This window comes from Gemmatimonadales bacterium (assembly GCA_036500345.1).
GTDB lineage: Bacteria > Gemmatimonadota > Gemmatimonadetes > Gemmatimonadales > GWC2-71-9 > Palsa-1233.
In genome coordinates this window covers 170,896-188,918 of the sequence record DASYCE010000007.1, presented here as the reverse complement: position 1 = coordinate 188,918, position 18,023 = coordinate 170,896, and the positions used below count along the sequence as shown (strand labels likewise).

The following is an 18,023-nucleotide window of genomic DNA, read 5'->3' as shown; positions in this document are numbered from 1 at the left end:
ATGGCGCAGAAGAAGCCAGCAGAAGGCACCGTCGAGCGAGTCACGCTATCGACGCTGCGTCCCGCCGAGGGGTCGCACCGTGCGCGGCGCCGCGTCGGCCGCGGTCCCGGCTCGGGGCTCGGCAAGACGTCAGGCAAGGGAAACAAGGGCCAGAAGGCGCGGTCGGGTGGCAACACGAACACCGGCTTCGAAGGCGGCCAGATGCCGATGTACCGCCGTCTCCCGAAGCGCGGCTTCACCAACCCGTTCAAGGTGACCTATCTCGCCGTGAATCTCAGCGACCTCGAACGAGTCACCGGCGATGAAGTCTCGGCCGATTCGCTCGTCGCGGCGGGTGTGACGCGCAAGGCGACCGAGCCGGTCAAGCTCCTCGGCCATGGCGAGATCACTCGCGCCATCGTGGTGAAGGGGCTCAAGATCTCGGCGTCGGCGAAGGCGAAGATCGAGGCGGCGGGCGGCCGGGTCGAGGCCTGATGACCGGCCCACGCGTACCGCAGATCGATCCCGAACTCCGGGACAAGCTCCTCTTCACGGCGCTCGCCGTGCTGATCTATCGCGTCGGCGCCCACATCACGGCGCCGGCGGTCGACGTGCAGGCACTCTCCGACTTCATCAAGAACTCGGCGGGGACCGGCACCGGCACGCTCTTCTCCCTCTACGACGCCCTCGGCGGCGGCCTCTCCAAGGCGACGATCTTCGCCCTCGGGATCATGCCGTACATCTCGGCGTCGATCGTCTTCCAGCTCGGCGGCGGCGTCCTCCCTACCATCGGGAAGATGCAGAAGGACGAAGAAGGGCAGAAGACGCTCACGCAGTGGACCCGCTACCTCACGGTGGCGATATCCTTCTCGCAGGCGTACACCTTCACGCTCTTCGTCGAAGGGATCCCCGGCGCCGTTCCCAACGCCGGATTCATCACGCGACTGGTGATGGTGACCACGCTGACCGTCGGCGCGATCTTCGTGATGTGGCTCGGTGAACAGATCACCGAACGCGGCATTGGCAACGGCATGTCGTTGCTCATCACCGTCGCGATTCTCGAACGGGTCTGGCCGTCGGCGATCACGACGATCGGCTACGTCCGCGATGGCGTGGTGACCCTCGGCGGCGTGGTGGTGCTGCTGATCGTCCTCCTGGCGATGATCACCGCAGTGGTCGCGATGACCCTTGCCGCCCGCCGCATCCCGATCCAGATCCCGCGCAAGGTGATGGGGCGAGGGCGGATTCGCGAAGGGCAGAAGACGTTCATTCCGATCCGGCTGATCACTGCCGGCGTGATGCCGATCATCTTCGCGCAGACGGTCATCATCGTCCCCGCTACGGTGGCGCAGTTCACCCGGATCGACGCGCTGCAGGGGATCGCCCAGTTCCTCACGCCGGGCGGCATGGCGTACGACATTCTCTTCGCCTTCCTGATCGTCGTCTTCTCCTACTTCTACACGTCGATCGTCTTCAACTCGGTCGACCTGTCGGAGAATCTCAAGAAGCAGGGCGCGTTCATTCCGGGTGTGAAGCCCGGTGCCGCGACCGCCGACTACATCGACGGCGTCCTCGGCCGGATCACCTTCCCGGGATCGCTCTTCCTTGCCGTGGTGGCGATCGTGCCGATCGCGGTCGCGGCGGGAGTCGGAATCCAGCAGTTCCAGTTCGGCGGCACGTCGATCCTGATCGTGGTGGGCGTACTCCTCGACACCATCGCGCAGATCGAGCAGCACCGCCAGCTGCGCAAGTACGATGGCTTCATGAAGTCGGGACGGATCAAGTTCCGCGGACGGCAGAGCCGGTTCGGGATGTGATTCCGGCGCCCTGAGGCGCCGGAATCATCCTGAGCGGAGCGGCGGCTTCGCGGCCGCGAAGTCGAAGGATCTGCTCGAATCAACTAAATTTCCCGTATGGACATCCTCCTCCTCGGACCGCCGGGTGCCGGCAAGGGCACCCAGGGCGAACTCCTCTCCAAGGCGCTCTCACTCCCCCGCTTTGCCACCGGTGACCTCCTCCGCGACGCGGTGAAGCAGGGAACACCACTCGGTCGCCAGGCCCAGGCGGTGATGGACGCCGGCCACCTCGTCAGCGATGAAATCATCCTCGGCGTGATCCGCGAAGAGCTCTCGAAGCCTGCAGCCGCAGGCGGCGTGATCTTCGACGGAGTGGTGCGGACCATCCCGCAGGCCGAAGGAGTTGGTGAGGTGCTCCGGTCCATGGGGCGGAAGATCGACCACGTTCTCTTCTTTGACGTCGCGGATGCCGAGCTGGTCCGTCGCCTCGCCGGTCGGCGCGCCATCGAAGGCCGTGCCGACGACGATCCCGCGGCGGTGGCCACCAGGCTCGCCGCGTATCGTGCCCAGACCGCGCCGGTGATCTCATGGTACGAGAAGCACGGTGGCGTCACCCGGATCGAAGCGGTCGGCACGGTGGACGAGGTGTCGGCGCGCGTGCAGGAAGCCGTGGCGCGCCCGTGATCACGATCAAGTCGCCGCGCGAAGTCGAGAGCATGGCGGCCGCGGGGCGGATCGTCTTCGAGACCCTTGAATTGATGCGCCGGATCGTGCGGCCCGGGATCACGACCGAGGATCTCGATCGCGAGGCGGAAGCGTTCATCCGCTCACATGCCGGCGCAACGCCGTCGTTCAAGGGACTGTACGACTTCCCCAAGACGCTCTGCACGTCGATCGACCAGGAAATCGTCCACGGCATTCCGTCGACCAAGCGGGTGCTTCACGAAGGATCGATCGTGTCAGTCGACGTGGGTGTGCAGATGGGGGGATTGCACGCCGATTCCGCGACGACGATTCCGGTCGGCACGATCGAGCCGGAAGTCCAGCGACTCCTCGACGTGACGCAACGCTCGCTTCAAGCCGGAATTGCTGCGGCGGTGGCCGGCAATCACGTCGGCGACATCGGCTACGCGGTGCAGCGGGTCGCGGAGGGGGCGGGGTTCGGCGTGGTGCGCGAGCTGGTGGGTCACGGAATCGGGACGCGCTTTCACGAGGAGCCGCAGGTTCCGAACTTCGGCAATCCCAAGCGCGGTGCAGCGTTGCGGCCGGGGATGACGCTCGCCATCGAGCCGATGATCACCATCGGAAAGCCGGCGATCAGCACCCTCAAGGACAAATGGACTGTCGTGACGCAGGATGGATCATTGTCGGCGCACTTCGAGCACACGGTGCTGATCACCGACGGTGAAGCGAGAATTCTGACGAAGTAGCAGGTCCGGTGCCTGTCAGGTCAGCGACGTCAGGCCGGCCCTCCTTCCGCCGCGATCGTGTCCACTGCCGCTCGCCACTCTCTTGCGATCCGCTCCCACGATGCACCGAAGAGACGCAACAGCTCTGCTCGCACCTGGTTGGGCCCGGGCCCCGCGGTGAGAAATGCCCGCACCGCAGGAGTGCCACCTCGACGAAAGACGATGTCACAGAGGACGGCACCAGCAGCGTAGGTGTCAGTTTGCGGAATGCTCCCTTGCGTGATCGCCGAATCGAGCGTCGCAGTCGGATGGGATCGCAAAAACGTCCGCAGCGATCTGACCGATTCCTTCCACGTCATCCCGGATGTGCCGCCCAGCCACGTGGCAACCCCTTCGGTGCCGACAATCGTCAGGGGTCCCGACCGGTACAGTGGCAGGAGCACGACGTGGGTCAATTCGTGCCGATAGTTCTCTCCCCACATGGGGATGCCAGCGAACAACTGATGATTCACCGGCTTGGAAAACCCTCCGCTGGGCCCATACCGCGTCGGAGAGTCGACGCCGAGGGCGTCCAGCGCCGCGTCGACCGTGGGGACGACGTAATAGTCCAGTGCATCGAGGCGGGGAAGGTCAAACGCTGCGGTTAGCGAGTCGACGAACTTCGCCGCTGCGATCGCCCGCGTGCGGTTGAAGGTGAGCAATGGCGCGACGAAATACCGGATCTGCCCCACTCGCTCCGTGTGCCAGTTCCGCGTTCTTTGCGGCAAGACGTTCGCCAGCAACCACCTTCCTGCGCGCTGTTCGACGATCCACGTCGCCGTTATCCGCGTCCGCGCGGAATCCGTTGCCCGGACCAGGCGCGGCTCGGTGAATCGGACAACGATCTCATATGCAACCGGATCCCTGCCTTGGACGCGCCGGATGTTCACGACGTGCGGAATGGCGCCGGCAGGTACGTAGAATCCTGCGAGATCGTACATCGGCCACTGTGCCTGTTCGTTGGCAACCCACAGCGGCGACGGCGTTCCTGCCCCGTCGGCAAGGTCGCCGCCCTTCGACTGGAAATACGCCTGCCAGGTGCGGTACACCTGGGCCTCGGGCGCCGCCGACGTTGAATCATCCCACCGTCGCGTCGGCTGTTGCGCTCCCGACGGTTGTATGCGACCCGCGAATCCAAGCGCGAAGGCGATTGCTGTAATCGTTCGCGATCCTCGATGCGTCACTGATCGCACGTCCTGTCACTGGCCGTCCGTGCGGCACAGGCGAGTATCCCCAGAAGCTGCTCATCACGCCTCAGCCACGGCGAGCTCTGGTCGGGGTCGCGAGGAAATCCATAGCGCCAGTAGTCGTTCCCCCCCCGCACTTCGATCGCGTAGGTGAACCCGTCAACCATCAGCTGACAGATGCGATCAACCGGGAGCCTCCCCGGCACCGGTGACGGTGTGAAGTGATCGTCGCAGTGCCGCTCCGCGACTGGAGCCGTCGGAAGATCACCAAGACCGGTCGAGTCGAGTCGTCGAACGATCGCGGCCCAGTCGTGATCCTGGAGGGTGCGGGCATCGCATAACCCACCGGCTCCATTCGACCAGCGCTCGAGGCAGAGGGTGTCTGCCTGCGGCGAATTCACCGTCGTGCCGATCCAGAGCAGGAAGAGGCGGCCGGAGGTGCGACCACCACTCTGGCGCAATATGAGAAGTCGATCTGGCATCATGTTGCCACTCGTCACCCAGAACCGGATCTCCCGCTCGCCGGAAGGGAGCTGCGTTGCGCTCAATTCCGGAATGCCAGCCGCCTTGAGTCCGCAGCGAAGATAGAAGGCGGCATTCCTGCAATTGGGGGCCGACGATTGCGCGACGGCAAACGATGGCGTTCCGACGATCAGGAGCGCGAGCCACGCGACGAGAATCGTTGCCGACTGCGGTTTCATCACGTCACCCCCGTCCTTCAATCATACCTACCCTTCCCGCTATTATTGGCCCCTCATCAAACCTCTGCCAGGATCCGCCATGCCCGCATTCCGCGCCACCACGCTCGGTTGTTCCCTCACGTGCAAGAACGTCGAGACCTCGGTCCAATGGTACCGCGATGTCCTCGGCTTTACCGTTGCGATGCCGTTCGAGCGCGACGGCAAGCTGGTCGGTGCGATCATCAGTGCCGGCGACATCCGGATCGTCCTCAATCAGGACGATGGCAAGCTCGGCTGGGACCGGATCAAGGGGCAGGGGTTCTATCTGCAGCTCAACGTCGAAGGCCCCGCCGATGTCGACGCGGCCGCCGACCGGGTCCGCGCCGCCGGCGGCACTCTACTCAGCGAGCCGGCAGATCGGCCGTGGGGCGCCCGCATGTTCCAGCTCCGCGATCCCGATGGATTCAAGCTCGGCGTGTCGACACCGCTTCAGGCATAGCCCGCAGTTCAGGTCGCGGCAGCATCATGGGCCGGCAAGGGGAGGATTCAACCCCTGTTCGGCCTCGTCGTCGCGCGTGTGAAGGCGCTCAATCGCGGCGATCAAGTTGACGGCTGCCGATCTGATCGGGTATCCAGCTTCCTGGCGATAGCCGCGATCGTGTTCCAGTTCCGCGTGGTGACAGGTGCTCCGAAGATCTGGTCCAACGAGCCAAGGTGGCTGATGACCTTCATTTCACGCCGGTAAAGTCCGACGACGAAGTGGTCATCGTGCGCGAGAACCTTCACCATCCACCTGCCGCGGGAGGGGAGGCTCGCAGGAACCTGCAAGGCGACACCGGGACGTCGCGAGAGCACGCTGACGAATCGTACGATGTCGGGCCGTGCCCGTTGGCCCGCAAAGAAATCCCCACCCGCCAGTTCGACGATCTTTCGCCCGGTGCAAATCATGATCTCGGCATCGAAGGGGAGCCGGCGCGCCAGTTCAACGCGAAGCCTCGCCTGGGAAATCGATTGCCGAACCACGAACGTCCCGGCCGCGCCGACGTTGATCACGTCCAGGTGCTTCAGTTGCTTCGCGAGCACGGCCGGGCGAAAGCGGCGGTGACCGGCCACGTTGATCCCTCTCAGGAAGACCACCTGTGCCATCCGTCTCGATCTCCTTCCGTGTTCAAACCTGCCAGGGCATCGTCAACCGGTAGAGAGCCACAAAGATCATACCGGAGTGAATGATGATCGAGGACAATCGGACGTCCCTGAGCCGCCGGGTCCGGGCCGCAATGTGGCTCGTGATGGCATCCCTTGCCGCGATCGCCTTGACGGTGGGCGCGCTTCCGGCCCAGGTCCGCGCCCGCGCGCGAGCGCGACGCGTACCTCCAGTACATCTCGTCGCCGATCTCGCGCAACGCAAACTCTACGTGATTTCCGGAAGCGACACCGCGAGAGCGTACACCATCGCCATCGGTGACTCGGCGCATCCGACCCCTGCCGGCCGGTTCCGCATCTCGCGGATCGTCTGGAACCCGAAATGGACCCCGCCCGAGGAAGACTGGGCTGCAGAAAAGACCCCGCAGCAGCCAGGCGCTCGCACCAATCCGATGCGGCTCGTCAAGATCTTCTTCCGGGAGCCGTCGTACTACATCCACGGCAGCAACGAGCCACGTAGCGTCGGATATGCACTATCGCATGGCTGTATCCGCATGGAACCGATGGACGCCTATCGCCTCGGCCGAACGCTCATGGAACACGGTGGCGCGCATCACACTGCCAGATGGTACGCCAGCGTGCTGCGGACCCGTACCATCACCCGGACCGTGCGTCTGTCGCGGCCCATTCCGATGGAGATCATCGGCGAGTCGAGCGTCGCGTCATCTCCTCGTTCCGGAAGAGGTCCGCAATAGCGTCGTCTGCTCGGACAGCATGAACGGCGTCCCCGCGCTCAACCGCCGAAGCAACGCGAACATCCACACCAGAGGCACGGCCACTGCCGCGCGCTCGAACGTCCCCGCGTAGCCGTGCGACCTGACACTCCAGATGCCGTACACCACGACGCAGCCGACGACGGCAAACGCCGCCACCCACGACCAGACCGACCACCTGCGCCACGCGGGATCGCCACGGAAGCGAACGGCCATCACGGCGAGGGAAGCCACCGAAGCGAGTGCAGCCACGCCGGCAACGGCGAGATGCACCAGGCCGAGCGGTGTCGGCGACGTCAGTGCAAGGCCGGCAGGATCGTAGCCGGGCGCCGGATCCTGCCGAACCATACCGACCACGACGAAGCTGGCACCGACGATCGCGGTGAGGACTGGATACGCAGTGTGTCCCGTCCCGCCGGCAAGAATCCGGCGCCAGGTCGGAACGGTGCTCAGCATCACCACGCCCAGGCCGATCAGGTTGATCATCTGGACCCAGCCGCCCGGGCCGAGACTCAGGGCGCTCATCGCCTGCTGCCAGGGGTCGAAGCCGTCGCGGATAATCCCTTGGACAGTCGTGATGGCGAGAAAGAGCGCACCGCCTGCCAACGCGATCCACAGTCGGAGCAGCAGCGGGGGCGCGACCGGGATGGTGTCGCTCCTAGCTCGCTCGCGCTTCGCGCGGTGCGCGTCAGATGAGGACGACCGCAGGCGAACCAGCCTCTACCTACAACGAATCGCGCGGCGGGGGCTCGACGCCACCGGTCGGTTGCCAGTCACATCCCGCCGTGCTCACGACCATCGACAGCAGCCGGTTACGGGTACCCGCGCTCTCGACATTGCGCGTCAGGAGCAAGACGGTGTCGGCGGACAAAATCGGCCGGGAGAGGACATCTGTGGTCAGCGGAAACTTCCCATCGACGCATACTTTCTGCATGTTTGCCGAGACGACCGACACGTAGTACCGCATGTTGACGCCGCGGGTCTGTTCACCGCTGCGGCTGACGTCGACATCACCGGAGATCACCAGCCACTCCCCGGACGCCAGTCGCTGCACGCCGAGCGCCATCGAGCCGGCGAGCGCACCGGGTTGCTTCGCCGCCAACTTCTTGCGCTTGTCCATCAAGTCACCCGGTTCGCCACGCCGCCGCGCCACGGGAATCCGGACGAACCCGGTCGGCACCGCGTCGCGATTGAGCACGAAGAGCCCAGGCTCCGTGGGGAAGAGCGCCACGTATCCGGAATCGGTCGCGACGATGGAGCTTTCGCCGTAGGCAATCCCTGCAAGTTGGGCCCGCCTCGGCGTGCGCCCGCTCGGTACGATCGAATCGCCGTGCCACGCCCATTTGCCGAGCGCTGCGCGTGCCGCGGTGAAACCGAAGACGACGGTGTCATCACGGCGCGACCATTCCTGACTGACGAACTGCATCGGTGGCGTCCCGATCTCGCGGCGCAGAACTGCGTCGTCAGCACCGAAGACGACGATCCGGGCGCGATTGACGTCAGTGACTGCGAGAAGCGAATCGCCCGGAAGCAATCCAATCGATGCTGGCGTGCGGAGCTCTCCGGGCCCGTCCCCTGCCCGACCCAGGACACCGCGGAATCGGCCGCCGGCGTCGAAATGGAGCACCTTGCGCAGCCCTGCGTCGGCAACGAAGAGGTCGCCGCGTCCGCTCCGGGCGATGTACGAAGCGTATTCGCCGAGGGGAAGGGAATCGGGTTCGGCGATCGTGATGGAATCGACGACGGTGACAGTGGGGCCACGGGTGGACGGCGGCAAGTGGCGCTGCGTCGGATCGTCGTGTGCGCCACACCCGGCGAGGAGGAGCGACACTGCCGCGAGCGAGGCGAGCCATCGCATCATTCGTGCTCCATTCCGGTCCGGGCCGTCAGTTGATGATGTCACCCTTGCTGTTGCCCAACCTCCGACGCCATTCCGCGATCTGGTCCGGCGTCTGCCTCACCCAGTCGGTTGCTTCGCCAACAATGCGCAGCGGTGCGAGCGACCGATACGAGCGGGTCGGATTCCCTGGAAATTTCTTGTCGGTGACGTTCGGGTCGTGCTCGAACGCGCCGGTCGGTTCCACGACATACACCCGTTCGCCCCCGTTGCCGCTCGCCAACGCCGCTGCCAATCCCGCCCCATCCATGAGCGCCGTGAAATAGATGTGATTCATCGTCAGCCCCGCCTTGTAGTTGGAGGAGCCGCCCGGTGTCAGCAGATCACCAGCGGACAGATCTGCCCTCGTGCCGTGATAGAAAGGTCCCCGGTCCGATGGTATCCCCTGAAACGATGCCGCCAACGCCCGGTTCTCCGCCGCCCGCGCGCGGTCGCCGAGCAGCTCATGGCACGCGGCAATGTTCGAGTACAGCGACGGATACGCGCTCCTGATCGTGTCGTCATCGACTCGCGACGCATGCATCACGGCGGTCTCGAGCCACCGCAACCTTTCCCCTGCGTCGTGCTGCTGTCGCGCGACGAAGTGAGCCGCGAGAAACCGCTCGAAGTCGTTCGTCGCTTCGTGCCAGGCCCGAAGGAAGAGTTGCCTCGCCTCGTCGGAGTGGCCTGCATCTTCCGCCGCCATTCCCTGCAAGCAGAGCCTGACGACAACATTGTGCGGACTGAAGTCTGTCAGGCGAGTTCCCCCGCCGTCATTCTCAACGTGATCCGTTCAATTCGCCGCGCCGAAGGTGAACTCCTTCGGCGGGTCGGTGTTCAGCAGCCAGCGCACGAAATAGTCCCAGCGCTTCCGCATCATGTACTGCGACGCGGTGTAGCCGTGATTGTTGTTCGGCAGGATCAGCAGGTCGAAATCCTTGTTGGCCTTGATCAAGGCATCGACCACGAGGAACGTCGAGTACGGCGGCACATTCGTGTCCATCGAACCGTGCGCCAGCAGCAGATGCCCCGTCAGGTTCTGCGCAAAGTTCTCATTCGCCTCGGCGGTGTAGCTGTCGGTGCCGTCGGCGTTTCGCACCACCAACCCCTGATACCGCTCGCCCCAGTCATCTTCGTTCTGCCGATTGTCGTGATTCCCCGACTCGGCGATCCCGACCTTGAAGAACTCCGGATAGCGGAACATCGCGTCGGCCGTGGCAAAGCCGCCGCCGGAGTGTCCCCAGATCCCCACCCGGTCGAGGTCGATGAACTTGTACCGGTCGGCCAGCTGCTTCATCCCCGTGACTTGATCGGGAAGGGTATTGTCACGCCCGATCGCACCGTAATAGGAGTCCTGGAATGACTTCGAGCGGCCCGGATTCCCCATTCCGTCGATCGTCACCACCACGAAGCCGAGCTCGGCGAGAGCCTGCCGATCGCCGCGGACCGCCGTGAAGGCGCGACTGCCGACGCTTCCGCTCTGCGGGCCGGGATAGATGTTGTTGACGATCGGATACTTCTTCGTCGAATCGAGGTGGGTCGGGACGAACATCATTCCGTAGATCGCCGTCTTCCCGTCGTGCGCGATCATCCTGACCGGAATCGGCGGCTTCCATCCGCTGGCGAGCAGCTTCGAGATGTCGGCCTTCTCGAGTGGCAGGATGAGATGGCCGTCTGTGCCGTTGCGCAGCGCGACCTCCGGCGGCACGTCGGGCTGCGAATACGTGTCGACGACATACTTGCCGTCGGGTGAGATCTCGGCGGTGTGCGTGCCGACGTCCGGCGTTAGCGACGTCTGGTGTGTGCCATCGAGATTGACGCGGTAGATGTGCGAGAAGTACGGATCCTGTTCCGCTTCCTTCCCGTTGGCGGCAAACCACAGCGTGCGTATCGCCGGATCGACGCGCAGGATCTGCATCACCGGGCCGTCGCCGCTGGTAATCCGGTTCTTGAGCTGGCCGGTCGCCAGGTCGTAAAGGTAGAGCTGCCCCCAGTCGTCCCGATCGGAATACCAGATGATCTCGTTGGTGGACCAGAGCACCTGCCACCCGGTCGGCGCCTTGTACTGTGTCTTCTCGGTCTCGTCCAAGACGTGGCGGACGTCGCCGGTCGAGGCGTTGGCGACGGAGATCCAGACGTGCTTGTTGTCGCGCGACATCGACGCGATCGCCAGCTGCGATCCGTCGGGACTCCACTTGGTGTCGCTGAGTTCGATGTTGTCTTCGCGGGTGCCGCGATGGAAGTCGGCGGGCATCTTGAGCCGCAGCACGTTGCCGTTGTCTGCGTCGACGATGACGCGATACATCATCGTCACCACGCTGTCGCCCGGGAGGGGAAACGGCACCTGGCGAAGCACCGGATGGCCGCCCTGGCGCCCGTTGGCGCTGAACGCGCCGCCTGTCGGAGTCGAGACGAGGTACATCTTGCCGACGTTCCGCTCGTCCTGCTGCTGCGTCGCAAGGCGCTTCGAGTCGGGAGACCAGACCGCCATTGCATCTGGGCCGCCGGCCCAGCCCGCGTTGTCGGTCGCGTAGCCGAAGTCCTCGACGCCGTCGTGTGTCAGCTGGCGTTCCGCTCCGCTCGACATATCGTGGACCCAGAGATTCCAGTCGCGCACGAATGCGCCACGGGTGCGGTCGGGGGAGAGCAGGAGCGGTTCCCCTTTCGACGCCATCGGGCCGGCACCGCGCCCTCCACGCCCTCCACCACCGCCGCCGCGTCCGCCCCGTCCTGCCGAGGCCGTCACCGGGAGGCCGGCGGTATCCGCGACGGCGGTGCGGGTCTTCTTCACCGGGTCGACCATGTACGTCTGCGTTCCCGCGGCGGTCGTCGACCGATACCAGAATCGGTCGTCGCGGTCATTCGGCATCCAGTTTGGCGCGACGCTTCCGCCGATCACCAGGCCGTTCATCCCGGGGCCAAGAAACTTCTCGGCCCGCGCATAATCAGCGGCGGTGACCGGCTGCTGGGCGCCGGCGGATGCAGCGGCGAACGGAGCGATCGCGAACGCAAGGAGGAATGCGCACTTCATCGGAACTCCCGGTGGACACGGACGAATGACGAGGGAGGCGCGGAGAAGCGCCGACTCAAATGATACCTCATCTCCCGGTCAGTCCGCTCGCGAGCCGCCCTCCATCCATCGAGGGCGGCCCGGGCACCGTCTCACGCCGATGCTGCGGCTTCGCCCTGGGTCGCGAGGAACTCGTCGAGCTGGACGAACTGCTCGCTCCATCCATTGACACTCCCCGAAGCAATCGCTTCGTCGAGCGCTTCCTTCGAGGGGAAGAGCTCGCGCACGACGACCAGCGTCTTGCCGCCCTGCGCTTCGAACGTCACCGTGGTGACCTGCCCGGCGTCGCCAGCTTCCTCATTGGTCCAGACCAGCCGCGATGGCGGCGTCACTTCGATGTACTTGCCGAAGAACGCCATCGGCTCGCCGCTGGCAGGATGGGAGAAGACCATTTTGTAGCCCCCGCCGGTGCGCGCGTCGATCTCGCACGAGACCATGTTGATGCCGAACGATTTCGGCGCCCACCACTGCTTGAATAGGTCGGCGCTGGTCCACGCCTTGAACACGAGGCGCGCCGGCGCGTCGAACTGCCGGGTGACGACCAGCTCACGATCCGATTGGCGTACCTGCGTAGTCTTCCTCGTCGAGGCCGATTTACCTGCTCCGTCTGCGTTCATGGCGCTTCTCCTTCCGTTTGAGTTCGTCGATGACCTGGTCCAGTGCCTCGAAGCGTGCGTCCCAGAGCCGGCGGTGCTGTTCGATCCACGCCGCCGCGTCGCCGAGCGGTTGGTCGCCAAGCTTGCAGGTCCGCACCCGCCCGACCTTCTCCGTGATGACCAGCCCTGCGTCCTCCAGGACTCCGATGTGCTTTTTCATCCCGGTGAGCGTCATGCGGAACCTTCCCGCAAGCTCGCTGACCGATGCGTCCGACCGTCCGAGCTGTTCCAGCACACCGCGCCGGGTGGCGTCGGCGAGCGCGGCAAAGGAAGCGTCGAGATGTGTACTGCTATACTGAACCATGTGGTTCAGTATATGGCCGCGACGAACGGTGCGCAAGGGACCTGGTCCAGCGCCCCATCCCGCGTCAGGATTGGTGCAGGATCACCGACTCAGCGCCACCATCTCGGGATAGTGGTAGAGCGCCGAATCCGCCGGCGGCTGCAGCGCTGTTGCGATCATCGCCCTGGCGATCTGCTCGACGGTGATCGATTTCCATTTCGCCGGCGTGGCGAACGCGAAGATCGGGAGCACCTTCTCGAGCAACCGCGGCGTGTGGTCCGAGCCGATGATCAGCGCCGGCCGGAAGATGCTCACGACCGGTGGTCCGCTCTCCTGGACCGCGATCTCCGCCTCTCCCTTCACTCGGCGGTACCGTGCCATCCCCGCGGCACCGGAACCGCTCGCGGCCGCGGTCGCATCGGATCCGACGGCGGACATGAAGGCGAGGTGCTTCACCCGTCCCGACGCGCGGAGGGCGCGGGCAAAAGCCGCATTCAGCTCGACGTCGACGGCACGATGCTGGTCCATTGTCAGGTGCCCAGTTCCCGCGCCGATGCCGAGCACGGAGAAGGAGGCGACATCGCCATCGAGCGAGCCGATCGCTTCGAGCGTCGCAGCCTCGAGCGAGGCGGGATCCATCGTCGACACAATGATCTCCCGCAACTCGACTCCGGCGCTGTTGGCGGCGGCGAGCTGATCGGGTTGCGGCCGACGGACGAGGGTCACGATCGGAGCGAATCCGCCGTTGCCGATCAGTTCCTTGACGAGTGCGCGGCCGACCGAGCCTGACGCGCCGAGGACAATGGCGGGCTTGGGGGTCACGGCCGCTTGAGGAAGCGGAAGTAGAATGCTCCGAAGATCAGGACGATTCCGACGTTGACCGCCAACCGTTCCCAGAAACGATTCCGGAAGAAGAGCATATCAGTCGCGATGATCACGAAGATCATCACGACGAGATAGAGCGAGGCGATCGATTTGCTGGTCATTGCGGCAATGTCACTCGATGCCGATGTTCCGCGGCCGCCACGCTAGGGGCGATCAACGACATGCGCCTGCGTCATGAGCGTTCGCAGTGAATCGTTGAGCACCGGGCCGTTGTCATGCGTCACATGTGCCTTGGTATCGAACGCGGAGGATGCGCTGTATACCACGACGGTCACATGGCGCGTGGCATCATACCACACCGCTGCCTGCACGTGGAGCAACACGTCGTGGTACGGAACGAGGTCGGTCTGCCAAGCCGTGGTCGGCGGCATTCCGAGGCTGTGCGCCAGCGGGGTCGACCCCGCGCTCAAATCGCTGTGACTCCGCATCTCGCCGACGTAGAGCGGTCGGACGCTGCCGTCGATGGTGATCTGCGACCGGCGAAGTTGCCCGATCACTTCTGCCAGGGGAGCCGGGTCGCCCATTGCCGACAACCAGGCGCGCTGGTCGTTCTCTGTCAGGTGCGTGATCATCTCGCGTTGGCGCGCTTCATCGTTGGCCGACACCGAGTCGAGCGCGCCGACCACGACATACGCGCCGAGCCATGCCTGGTACAGGTGTGACGTGGGGTCGGACCGCGCCGAGAAGTCGTTCGGGGCCACGGGAGCGCCAAAGGCGTAGTAGTTGACGCCTTGCATGCCGAGCGACTTCCAGATCGGGTCCATCACATTCTGCTGGACCGCCCATTCGGCGGGCAACTGTCCAAAGGTCACGGCAGGCGGCGTGGGAGCCTGCGCCGCAATGGACGGGGAGAGGAAGGGGAGTGCTAGAGCCCACAGTACCGGTGCGGCGAATCGTTGGGCAGGCATGGTCTCTCTCTGGGATTGGGCCCGGGACTTCGACGGGGCGGAGAACGGGAAGGTAGAGCGGCTCAGAGAACCGGGCCAGCGCCGGGGGGCGGATCTCCAGCAAGTATCGCGTACACCGCGTGATCGCGGAATGCTCCTGCGACCAGATGGGACTGTCGACGAATTCCCTCGAACTGGCCACCAACGCGCTCAGCAACCCGTCGTGACGGACCGTTTTCGGTCCGGCACTGGAACTCTACCCGGTTGACCTGACCGGCGGCGAAGAGGTGATCCGCGACCATGCGCGTAGCTCGTGTCACGAGGCCGCGGCCTCGAGTGTTCGCCGACAGCCAGTATCCCAGTTCTGCAACGCGATGAACCGGGTCAATTGACCAGCAGACGACTCCACCGATCAATTGTCCGTCGCGGCGCAATCCCCAGTGAAAGCCTCGTCCGGCTCGTTCGCGTTCCGCTGCATCCTCGATGACGCGTCGCGCATCCTCGACCGACTGAATCGTGCTCGACCAGCGCAGCCACCGATCGAATGTCTCGCGATCGGCGCCGAGAATGGCGAGCAATGCGCCGGCATCGTCGGAAGTGAGCGGCGACAAGGTGATGTCAGGAGCGACGGTGAGCGGCATGGCCCTTCCCAACCGAAGGTTGTGGTCGATGAGCTATCGCTGCTTCGCGATATACCGCACCTTGGGCAGGCCATCGAAATCGGCATCCATCGTCCAGAGCGTCGCATCGAACTGCTGCGCCGTTGCAAAGATGATGCTGTCCGCCAATGGCAACTTGTTCTCCAGGCCAAGCTTCGCGGCGGCAAGTGCCAGGCCGCTATCAAGCGGGACCACTTCGCCTTGATGCAGCAATGCCGCCGCTTGAAGCGCCGCGTCCTCGCCGCGCTGCTGCATGACACGGCGGGTGACCTCGAGGACGACGATCGACGGCACGAGCAGGTCGTCCGGTGACTCGATCACCGCCGCAAACCGCCCGGCGTGGGCTCCTCCGGCGAAGTACTCGAGCCACGCCGAGGAGTCGACGACGTTCATACCCGGTCCCGGTCCCGCACCACCGTCGTGTTGATTCCCTTCAGGAATCCACGCATCGAACGCATCGAGCGCACGGGAATGAATTCGATGCGGTTCTGGTACTGCAGCGCCTGGACCTTCTGCCCGGGCTGCAGGCCAAGCGATTCCCGGATGGCGAGGGGGATGACGACCTGGAACTTCGGCGACACGGTGACGACGGACATCGCGACCTCATCGATGACGATATCGTACAACGATACTTTTATCGATCGGCGGTCGCAAGGGAGTCGCGATTAGTGCCGCACCGGCGCCGACACGAGCTCGAAGCTCAGCTCATACACGTCGTCCTGCGGTTCGGTGAGCCAGATCTCCGCGTGCGCGCCGGTCGTCGACACGAACTCCGAGCTCGGCAGCGACCCGCCGAACGGATTCGGGGGACCGGCACTCCAGCCGGCGGGAAGTGCCGCGGCGACATCCTCCACCAGCAGGTCGTAGTACCCTCGTTCCAGTTCCTTCTCGATCGGCATGGTGCACGACAATGTCGTGGTCGAATCGCCCTGCACCACCCAGCATCCGCGCGCCAGCGCCGGCTTCTCGCTCGACGTCCACATGCGAAGTCCCTGCTGCAGGATGACATCGCCGCTCTTGTAGCCGTTGAAACCGGTCTTCGATGCGGCGAGGTAGGTCGCAACGTCCGCCTGTATCCAGTTGAAGAGCGCCGCACGTCCTCTCGGCGTCAGCGTCTCGACATCGCCGCGGGTCACGTCGGCGTTGCTGGTGTCGGTTTCATCCGTGGTGACGTAGTTCCAGCTCGTCTCGACAGCCTTCTTCCCGGCAGCGATCACCATCGCCTTCAGCTTCTGCTTCCCCGCGACCATACCTCCCGCCGTGCTGGCGGTGGTCGGTATGTGGACACATTCCACCAGGCCTTCCTTGTCCGGAAAGCCGTAGTGCTCCGTGAGATAGGCCTCGAATCTCAAGATGTCGCGTTCGTAGGTGAGGAAGTTGTCGGCATCCGAGCCGGCATCTGGCTGATCGAAGATGTCGCTGAAATAGACCACCGGCCGCTTGTCGGTCGACGAACAGAAGTAGGAGATCGACCCGGGTGCGGACTTGTCGTCGCCGGCGATGACGGTCGATACCGCTCCGGCCTCCCAGTTGATGCCATAGCTGTACTGGCCGGGGTCGTCCGGGAAGAAATCCCAGGTGGCTGGCACAGCCATGACGCCGCAATTGGCCGCCGGATCGCCCTGCGGCTCGTCATAGGTGAATCCCTGCGACTTGAGATCGATGCAGATCTTGCCGCGGCCGGGCTTCATCCAGCCCAGCGTATCGCCGTTGTTGGGCAGCAGCGTGCGCCACTTGTTCTCGGTGAACGCGATGAGTGCGATGCGCGCACCGCTCTGCGGCGTGATCGGGCCGGCGGCGTCGTACGGTTCGTCGTACACCGTCTTGCAGGTGCCGGCGTCGACGGGATACCAGCCTTCCGTTGACCACCGGTAGCCGGTGATGAGCAGCTGAATCCGCTGGGCGTAGGCGACGTCGACCGTGAACTTGCCGTGATTGCAGATCTCGAGGGAGGCGCGCTGCGCGGCGAGCGTGGCGGGAAGGGCGAGGACGGTGCCAGTGGCGAGGAGGAGGCGGAATCGGTTCATGCGACTTCTCCAGACATCGAGTTCTCGCGTGCTGGCCACTCCACCTTTTCCCTCACTCAAGGTACCGATCGTAGATCGCTCGATATCCGAGGAGTTCAGCGAGCCGTCCGAAGGTAGCGCTGACGGCCAGCTGGAGCGGAATCGGCAACGTGGCATCGAACCCGCCGTGCTTCGTCAGCAACCGTATCGTCGCCGCGACCTGCAGCGGGTTCTTCGGCACGCCGTTCGTGCCGACCCGCCCCTCACCGGCGAGTCCGTTGATCGTGGCAAACGCACCGAGCACGTCATGCACCGCCTCGGGAGTCGTCGCGCCGAAATCGTTGGTGTGCCGAAAGACCATGATGCCCGACCCGGTATTCCATGGATGCAGGTGTGGCACGCCCGGCGGCATCACGATCGTCTCGCCCGGCTGGAGCGTCCGCACTTCCTTACCCAGGCGGTAGCTCGCGGTTCCCTGGACCACCTCAAATGTTTCTGTCCAGACCCGATGCACGTGCGCCGGGCCCCACGGTCCTGCGCCCTCGGGACAATGGACCTCGGTCACCCAGCCCCGGCCACCTGTTTCCCGGGCTCCCTTCAACACGACAAGCCGTGTCCCGGTGATTGGATCCGTGGTTTCGAAACCCTGGCAGATCATCCGTCAGAAAATAGAACATACGGCTCGCAAACGGTGA

23 protein-coding genes are annotated in these 18,023 nt (G+C 64.6%); 6 read left to right on the top strand and 17 right to left on the bottom strand.

Annotated features, from left to right (window positions below; all coding sequences use genetic code 11):
* From rplO to map, 4 genes are all read left to right on the top strand, one after another.
* Positions 1–474 (top strand): 50S ribosomal protein L15, encoded by a 474-nt coding sequence (gene rplO / locus VGM20_03445; protein HEY4099916.1) that lies wholly within the window; start codon positions 1–3, stop codon positions 472–474.
* On the top strand, positions 474–1,796 hold the full coding sequence (gene secY / locus VGM20_03440; GenBank protein ID HEY4099915.1) for a preprotein translocase subunit SecY: 1,323 nt from the start codon (positions 474–476) through the stop codon (positions 1,794–1,796). The genes rplO and secY overlap by 1 nt, the downstream gene beginning before the upstream one ends.
* 96 nt (positions 1,797–1,892) lie before the next feature.
* Entirely contained in the window at positions 1,893–2,459 is a 567-nt protein-coding gene (locus VGM20_03435) for an adenylate kinase (protein ID HEY4099914.1), read from the top strand.
* A complete protein-coding gene (map, locus tag VGM20_03430) occupies positions 2,456–3,205 on the top strand; it encodes a type I methionyl aminopeptidase (protein ID HEY4099913.1) in 750 nt (249 codons plus the stop codon). Before VGM20_03435 ends, map begins: the two co-directional genes overlap by 4 nt.
* Positions 3,206–3,234: 29 nt before the next feature.
* Here map and VGM20_03425 read toward each other — a convergent pair whose 3' ends face one another.
* Both VGM20_03425 and VGM20_03420 read right to left on the bottom strand, forming a co-directional pair.
* On the bottom strand, positions 3,235–4,272 hold the full coding sequence (locus VGM20_03425) for a hypothetical protein (protein ID HEY4099912.1): 1,038 nt from the start codon (positions 4,270–4,272) through the stop codon (positions 3,235–3,237).
* A gap of 131 nt (positions 4,273–4,403) precedes the next feature.
* Positions 4,404–5,114 (bottom strand): hypothetical protein, encoded by a 711-nt coding sequence (locus VGM20_03420; GenBank protein ID HEY4099911.1) that lies wholly within the window; start codon positions 5,112–5,114, stop codon positions 4,404–4,406.
* Between the two features lie 76 nt (positions 5,115–5,190).
* Between VGM20_03420 and VGM20_03415 the strand changes: the two genes are divergently transcribed.
* Positions 5,191–5,589: a VOC family protein gene (locus VGM20_03415; protein ID HEY4099910.1), complete on the top strand. Its 399-nt coding sequence runs from the start codon at positions 5,191–5,193 to the stop codon at positions 5,587–5,589.
* A 101-nt stretch (positions 5,590–5,690) separates the two neighbouring features.
* On the opposite strand, the gene VGM20_03410 is transcribed toward VGM20_03415, so the two are convergent.
* The gene (locus VGM20_03410) at positions 5,691–6,236 is read right to left on the bottom strand and encodes a hypothetical protein (protein ID HEY4099909.1); all 546 of its coding nucleotides are present in this window, start codon (positions 6,234–6,236) and stop codon (positions 5,691–5,693) included.
* An 83-nt stretch (positions 6,237–6,319) separates the two neighbouring features.
* Between VGM20_03410 and VGM20_03405 the strand changes: the two genes are divergently transcribed.
* Complete coding sequence (locus tag VGM20_03405; GenBank protein ID HEY4099908.1) at positions 6,320–6,988, top strand: L,D-transpeptidase; 669 nt, start codon at positions 6,320–6,322, stop codon at positions 6,986–6,988.
* Here the strand turns inward: VGM20_03405 and VGM20_03400 are convergent.
* From VGM20_03400 to VGM20_03335, 14 genes are all read right to left on the bottom strand, one after another.
* Positions 6,956–7,612, bottom strand: coding sequence for a DUF998 domain-containing protein (locus VGM20_03400; protein ID HEY4099907.1), 657 nt, complete (start codon positions 7,610–7,612; stop codon positions 6,956–6,958). The two genes, VGM20_03405 and VGM20_03400, sit on opposite strands and share 33 nt — an antisense overlap.
* A 118-nt stretch (positions 7,613–7,730) precedes the next feature.
* A complete protein-coding gene (locus VGM20_03395) occupies positions 7,731–8,867 on the bottom strand; it encodes a hypothetical protein (protein ID HEY4099906.1) in 1,137 nt (378 codons plus the stop codon).
* A gap of 25 nt (positions 8,868–8,892) precedes the next feature.
* Positions 8,893–9,306, bottom strand: coding sequence for an NAD(+)--rifampin ADP-ribosyltransferase (arr, locus tag VGM20_03390; GenBank protein HEY4099905.1), 414 nt, complete (start codon positions 9,304–9,306; stop codon positions 8,893–8,895).
* A 369-nt stretch (positions 9,307–9,675) separates the two neighbouring features.
* On the bottom strand, positions 9,676–11,913 hold the full coding sequence (locus VGM20_03385) for a DPP IV N-terminal domain-containing protein (GenBank protein HEY4099904.1): 2,238 nt from the start codon (positions 11,911–11,913) through the stop codon (positions 9,676–9,678).
* 131 nt (positions 11,914–12,044) lie between these two features.
* On the bottom strand, positions 12,045–12,569 hold the full coding sequence (locus tag VGM20_03380) for an SRPBCC family protein (GenBank protein HEY4099903.1): 525 nt from the start codon (positions 12,567–12,569) through the stop codon (positions 12,045–12,047).
* The gene (locus tag VGM20_03375) at positions 12,547–12,912 is read right to left on the bottom strand and encodes a metalloregulator ArsR/SmtB family transcription factor (protein HEY4099902.1); all 366 of its coding nucleotides are present in this window, start codon (positions 12,910–12,912) and stop codon (positions 12,547–12,549) included. Before VGM20_03375 ends, VGM20_03380 begins: the two co-directional genes overlap by 23 nt.
* A gap of 81 nt (positions 12,913–12,993) precedes the next feature.
* Positions 12,994–13,713, bottom strand: a complete 720-nt coding sequence (locus VGM20_03370) for an NAD(P)H-binding protein (GenBank protein ID HEY4099901.1) — start codon at positions 13,711–13,713, stop codon at positions 12,994–12,996.
* Positions 13,710–13,877, bottom strand: coding sequence for a hypothetical protein (locus tag VGM20_03365; GenBank protein ID HEY4099900.1), 168 nt, complete (start codon positions 13,875–13,877; stop codon positions 13,710–13,712). Before VGM20_03365 ends, VGM20_03370 begins: the two co-directional genes overlap by 4 nt.
* A 42-nt stretch (positions 13,878–13,919) precedes the next feature.
* Positions 13,920–14,684 (bottom strand): hypothetical protein, encoded by a 765-nt coding sequence (locus VGM20_03360; GenBank protein HEY4099899.1) that lies wholly within the window; start codon positions 14,682–14,684, stop codon positions 13,920–13,922.
* 62 nt (positions 14,685–14,746) lie between these two features.
* Positions 14,747–15,304, bottom strand: coding sequence for a GNAT family protein (locus tag VGM20_03355; protein ID HEY4099898.1), 558 nt, complete (start codon positions 15,302–15,304; stop codon positions 14,747–14,749).
* 33 nt (positions 15,305–15,337) lie between these two features.
* Positions 15,338–15,715, bottom strand: a complete 378-nt coding sequence (locus VGM20_03350; GenBank protein ID HEY4099897.1) for a type II toxin-antitoxin system VapC family toxin — start codon at positions 15,713–15,715, stop codon at positions 15,338–15,340.
* Positions 15,712–15,918, bottom strand: a complete 207-nt coding sequence (locus VGM20_03345; GenBank protein HEY4099896.1) for an AbrB/MazE/SpoVT family DNA-binding domain-containing protein — start codon at positions 15,916–15,918, stop codon at positions 15,712–15,714. Before VGM20_03345 ends, VGM20_03350 begins: the two co-directional genes overlap by 4 nt.
* Before the next feature lie 69 nt (positions 15,919–15,987).
* A complete protein-coding gene (locus tag VGM20_03340) occupies positions 15,988–17,349 on the bottom strand; it encodes a DUF1036 domain-containing protein (protein ID HEY4099895.1) in 1,362 nt (453 codons plus the stop codon).
* Between the two features lie 52 nt (positions 17,350–17,401).
* The gene (locus VGM20_03335) at positions 17,402–17,986 is read right to left on the bottom strand and encodes a cupin domain-containing protein (protein ID HEY4099894.1); all 585 of its coding nucleotides are present in this window, start codon (positions 17,984–17,986) and stop codon (positions 17,402–17,404) included.
* Between the last annotated feature and the right edge of the window lie 37 nt (positions 17,987–18,023).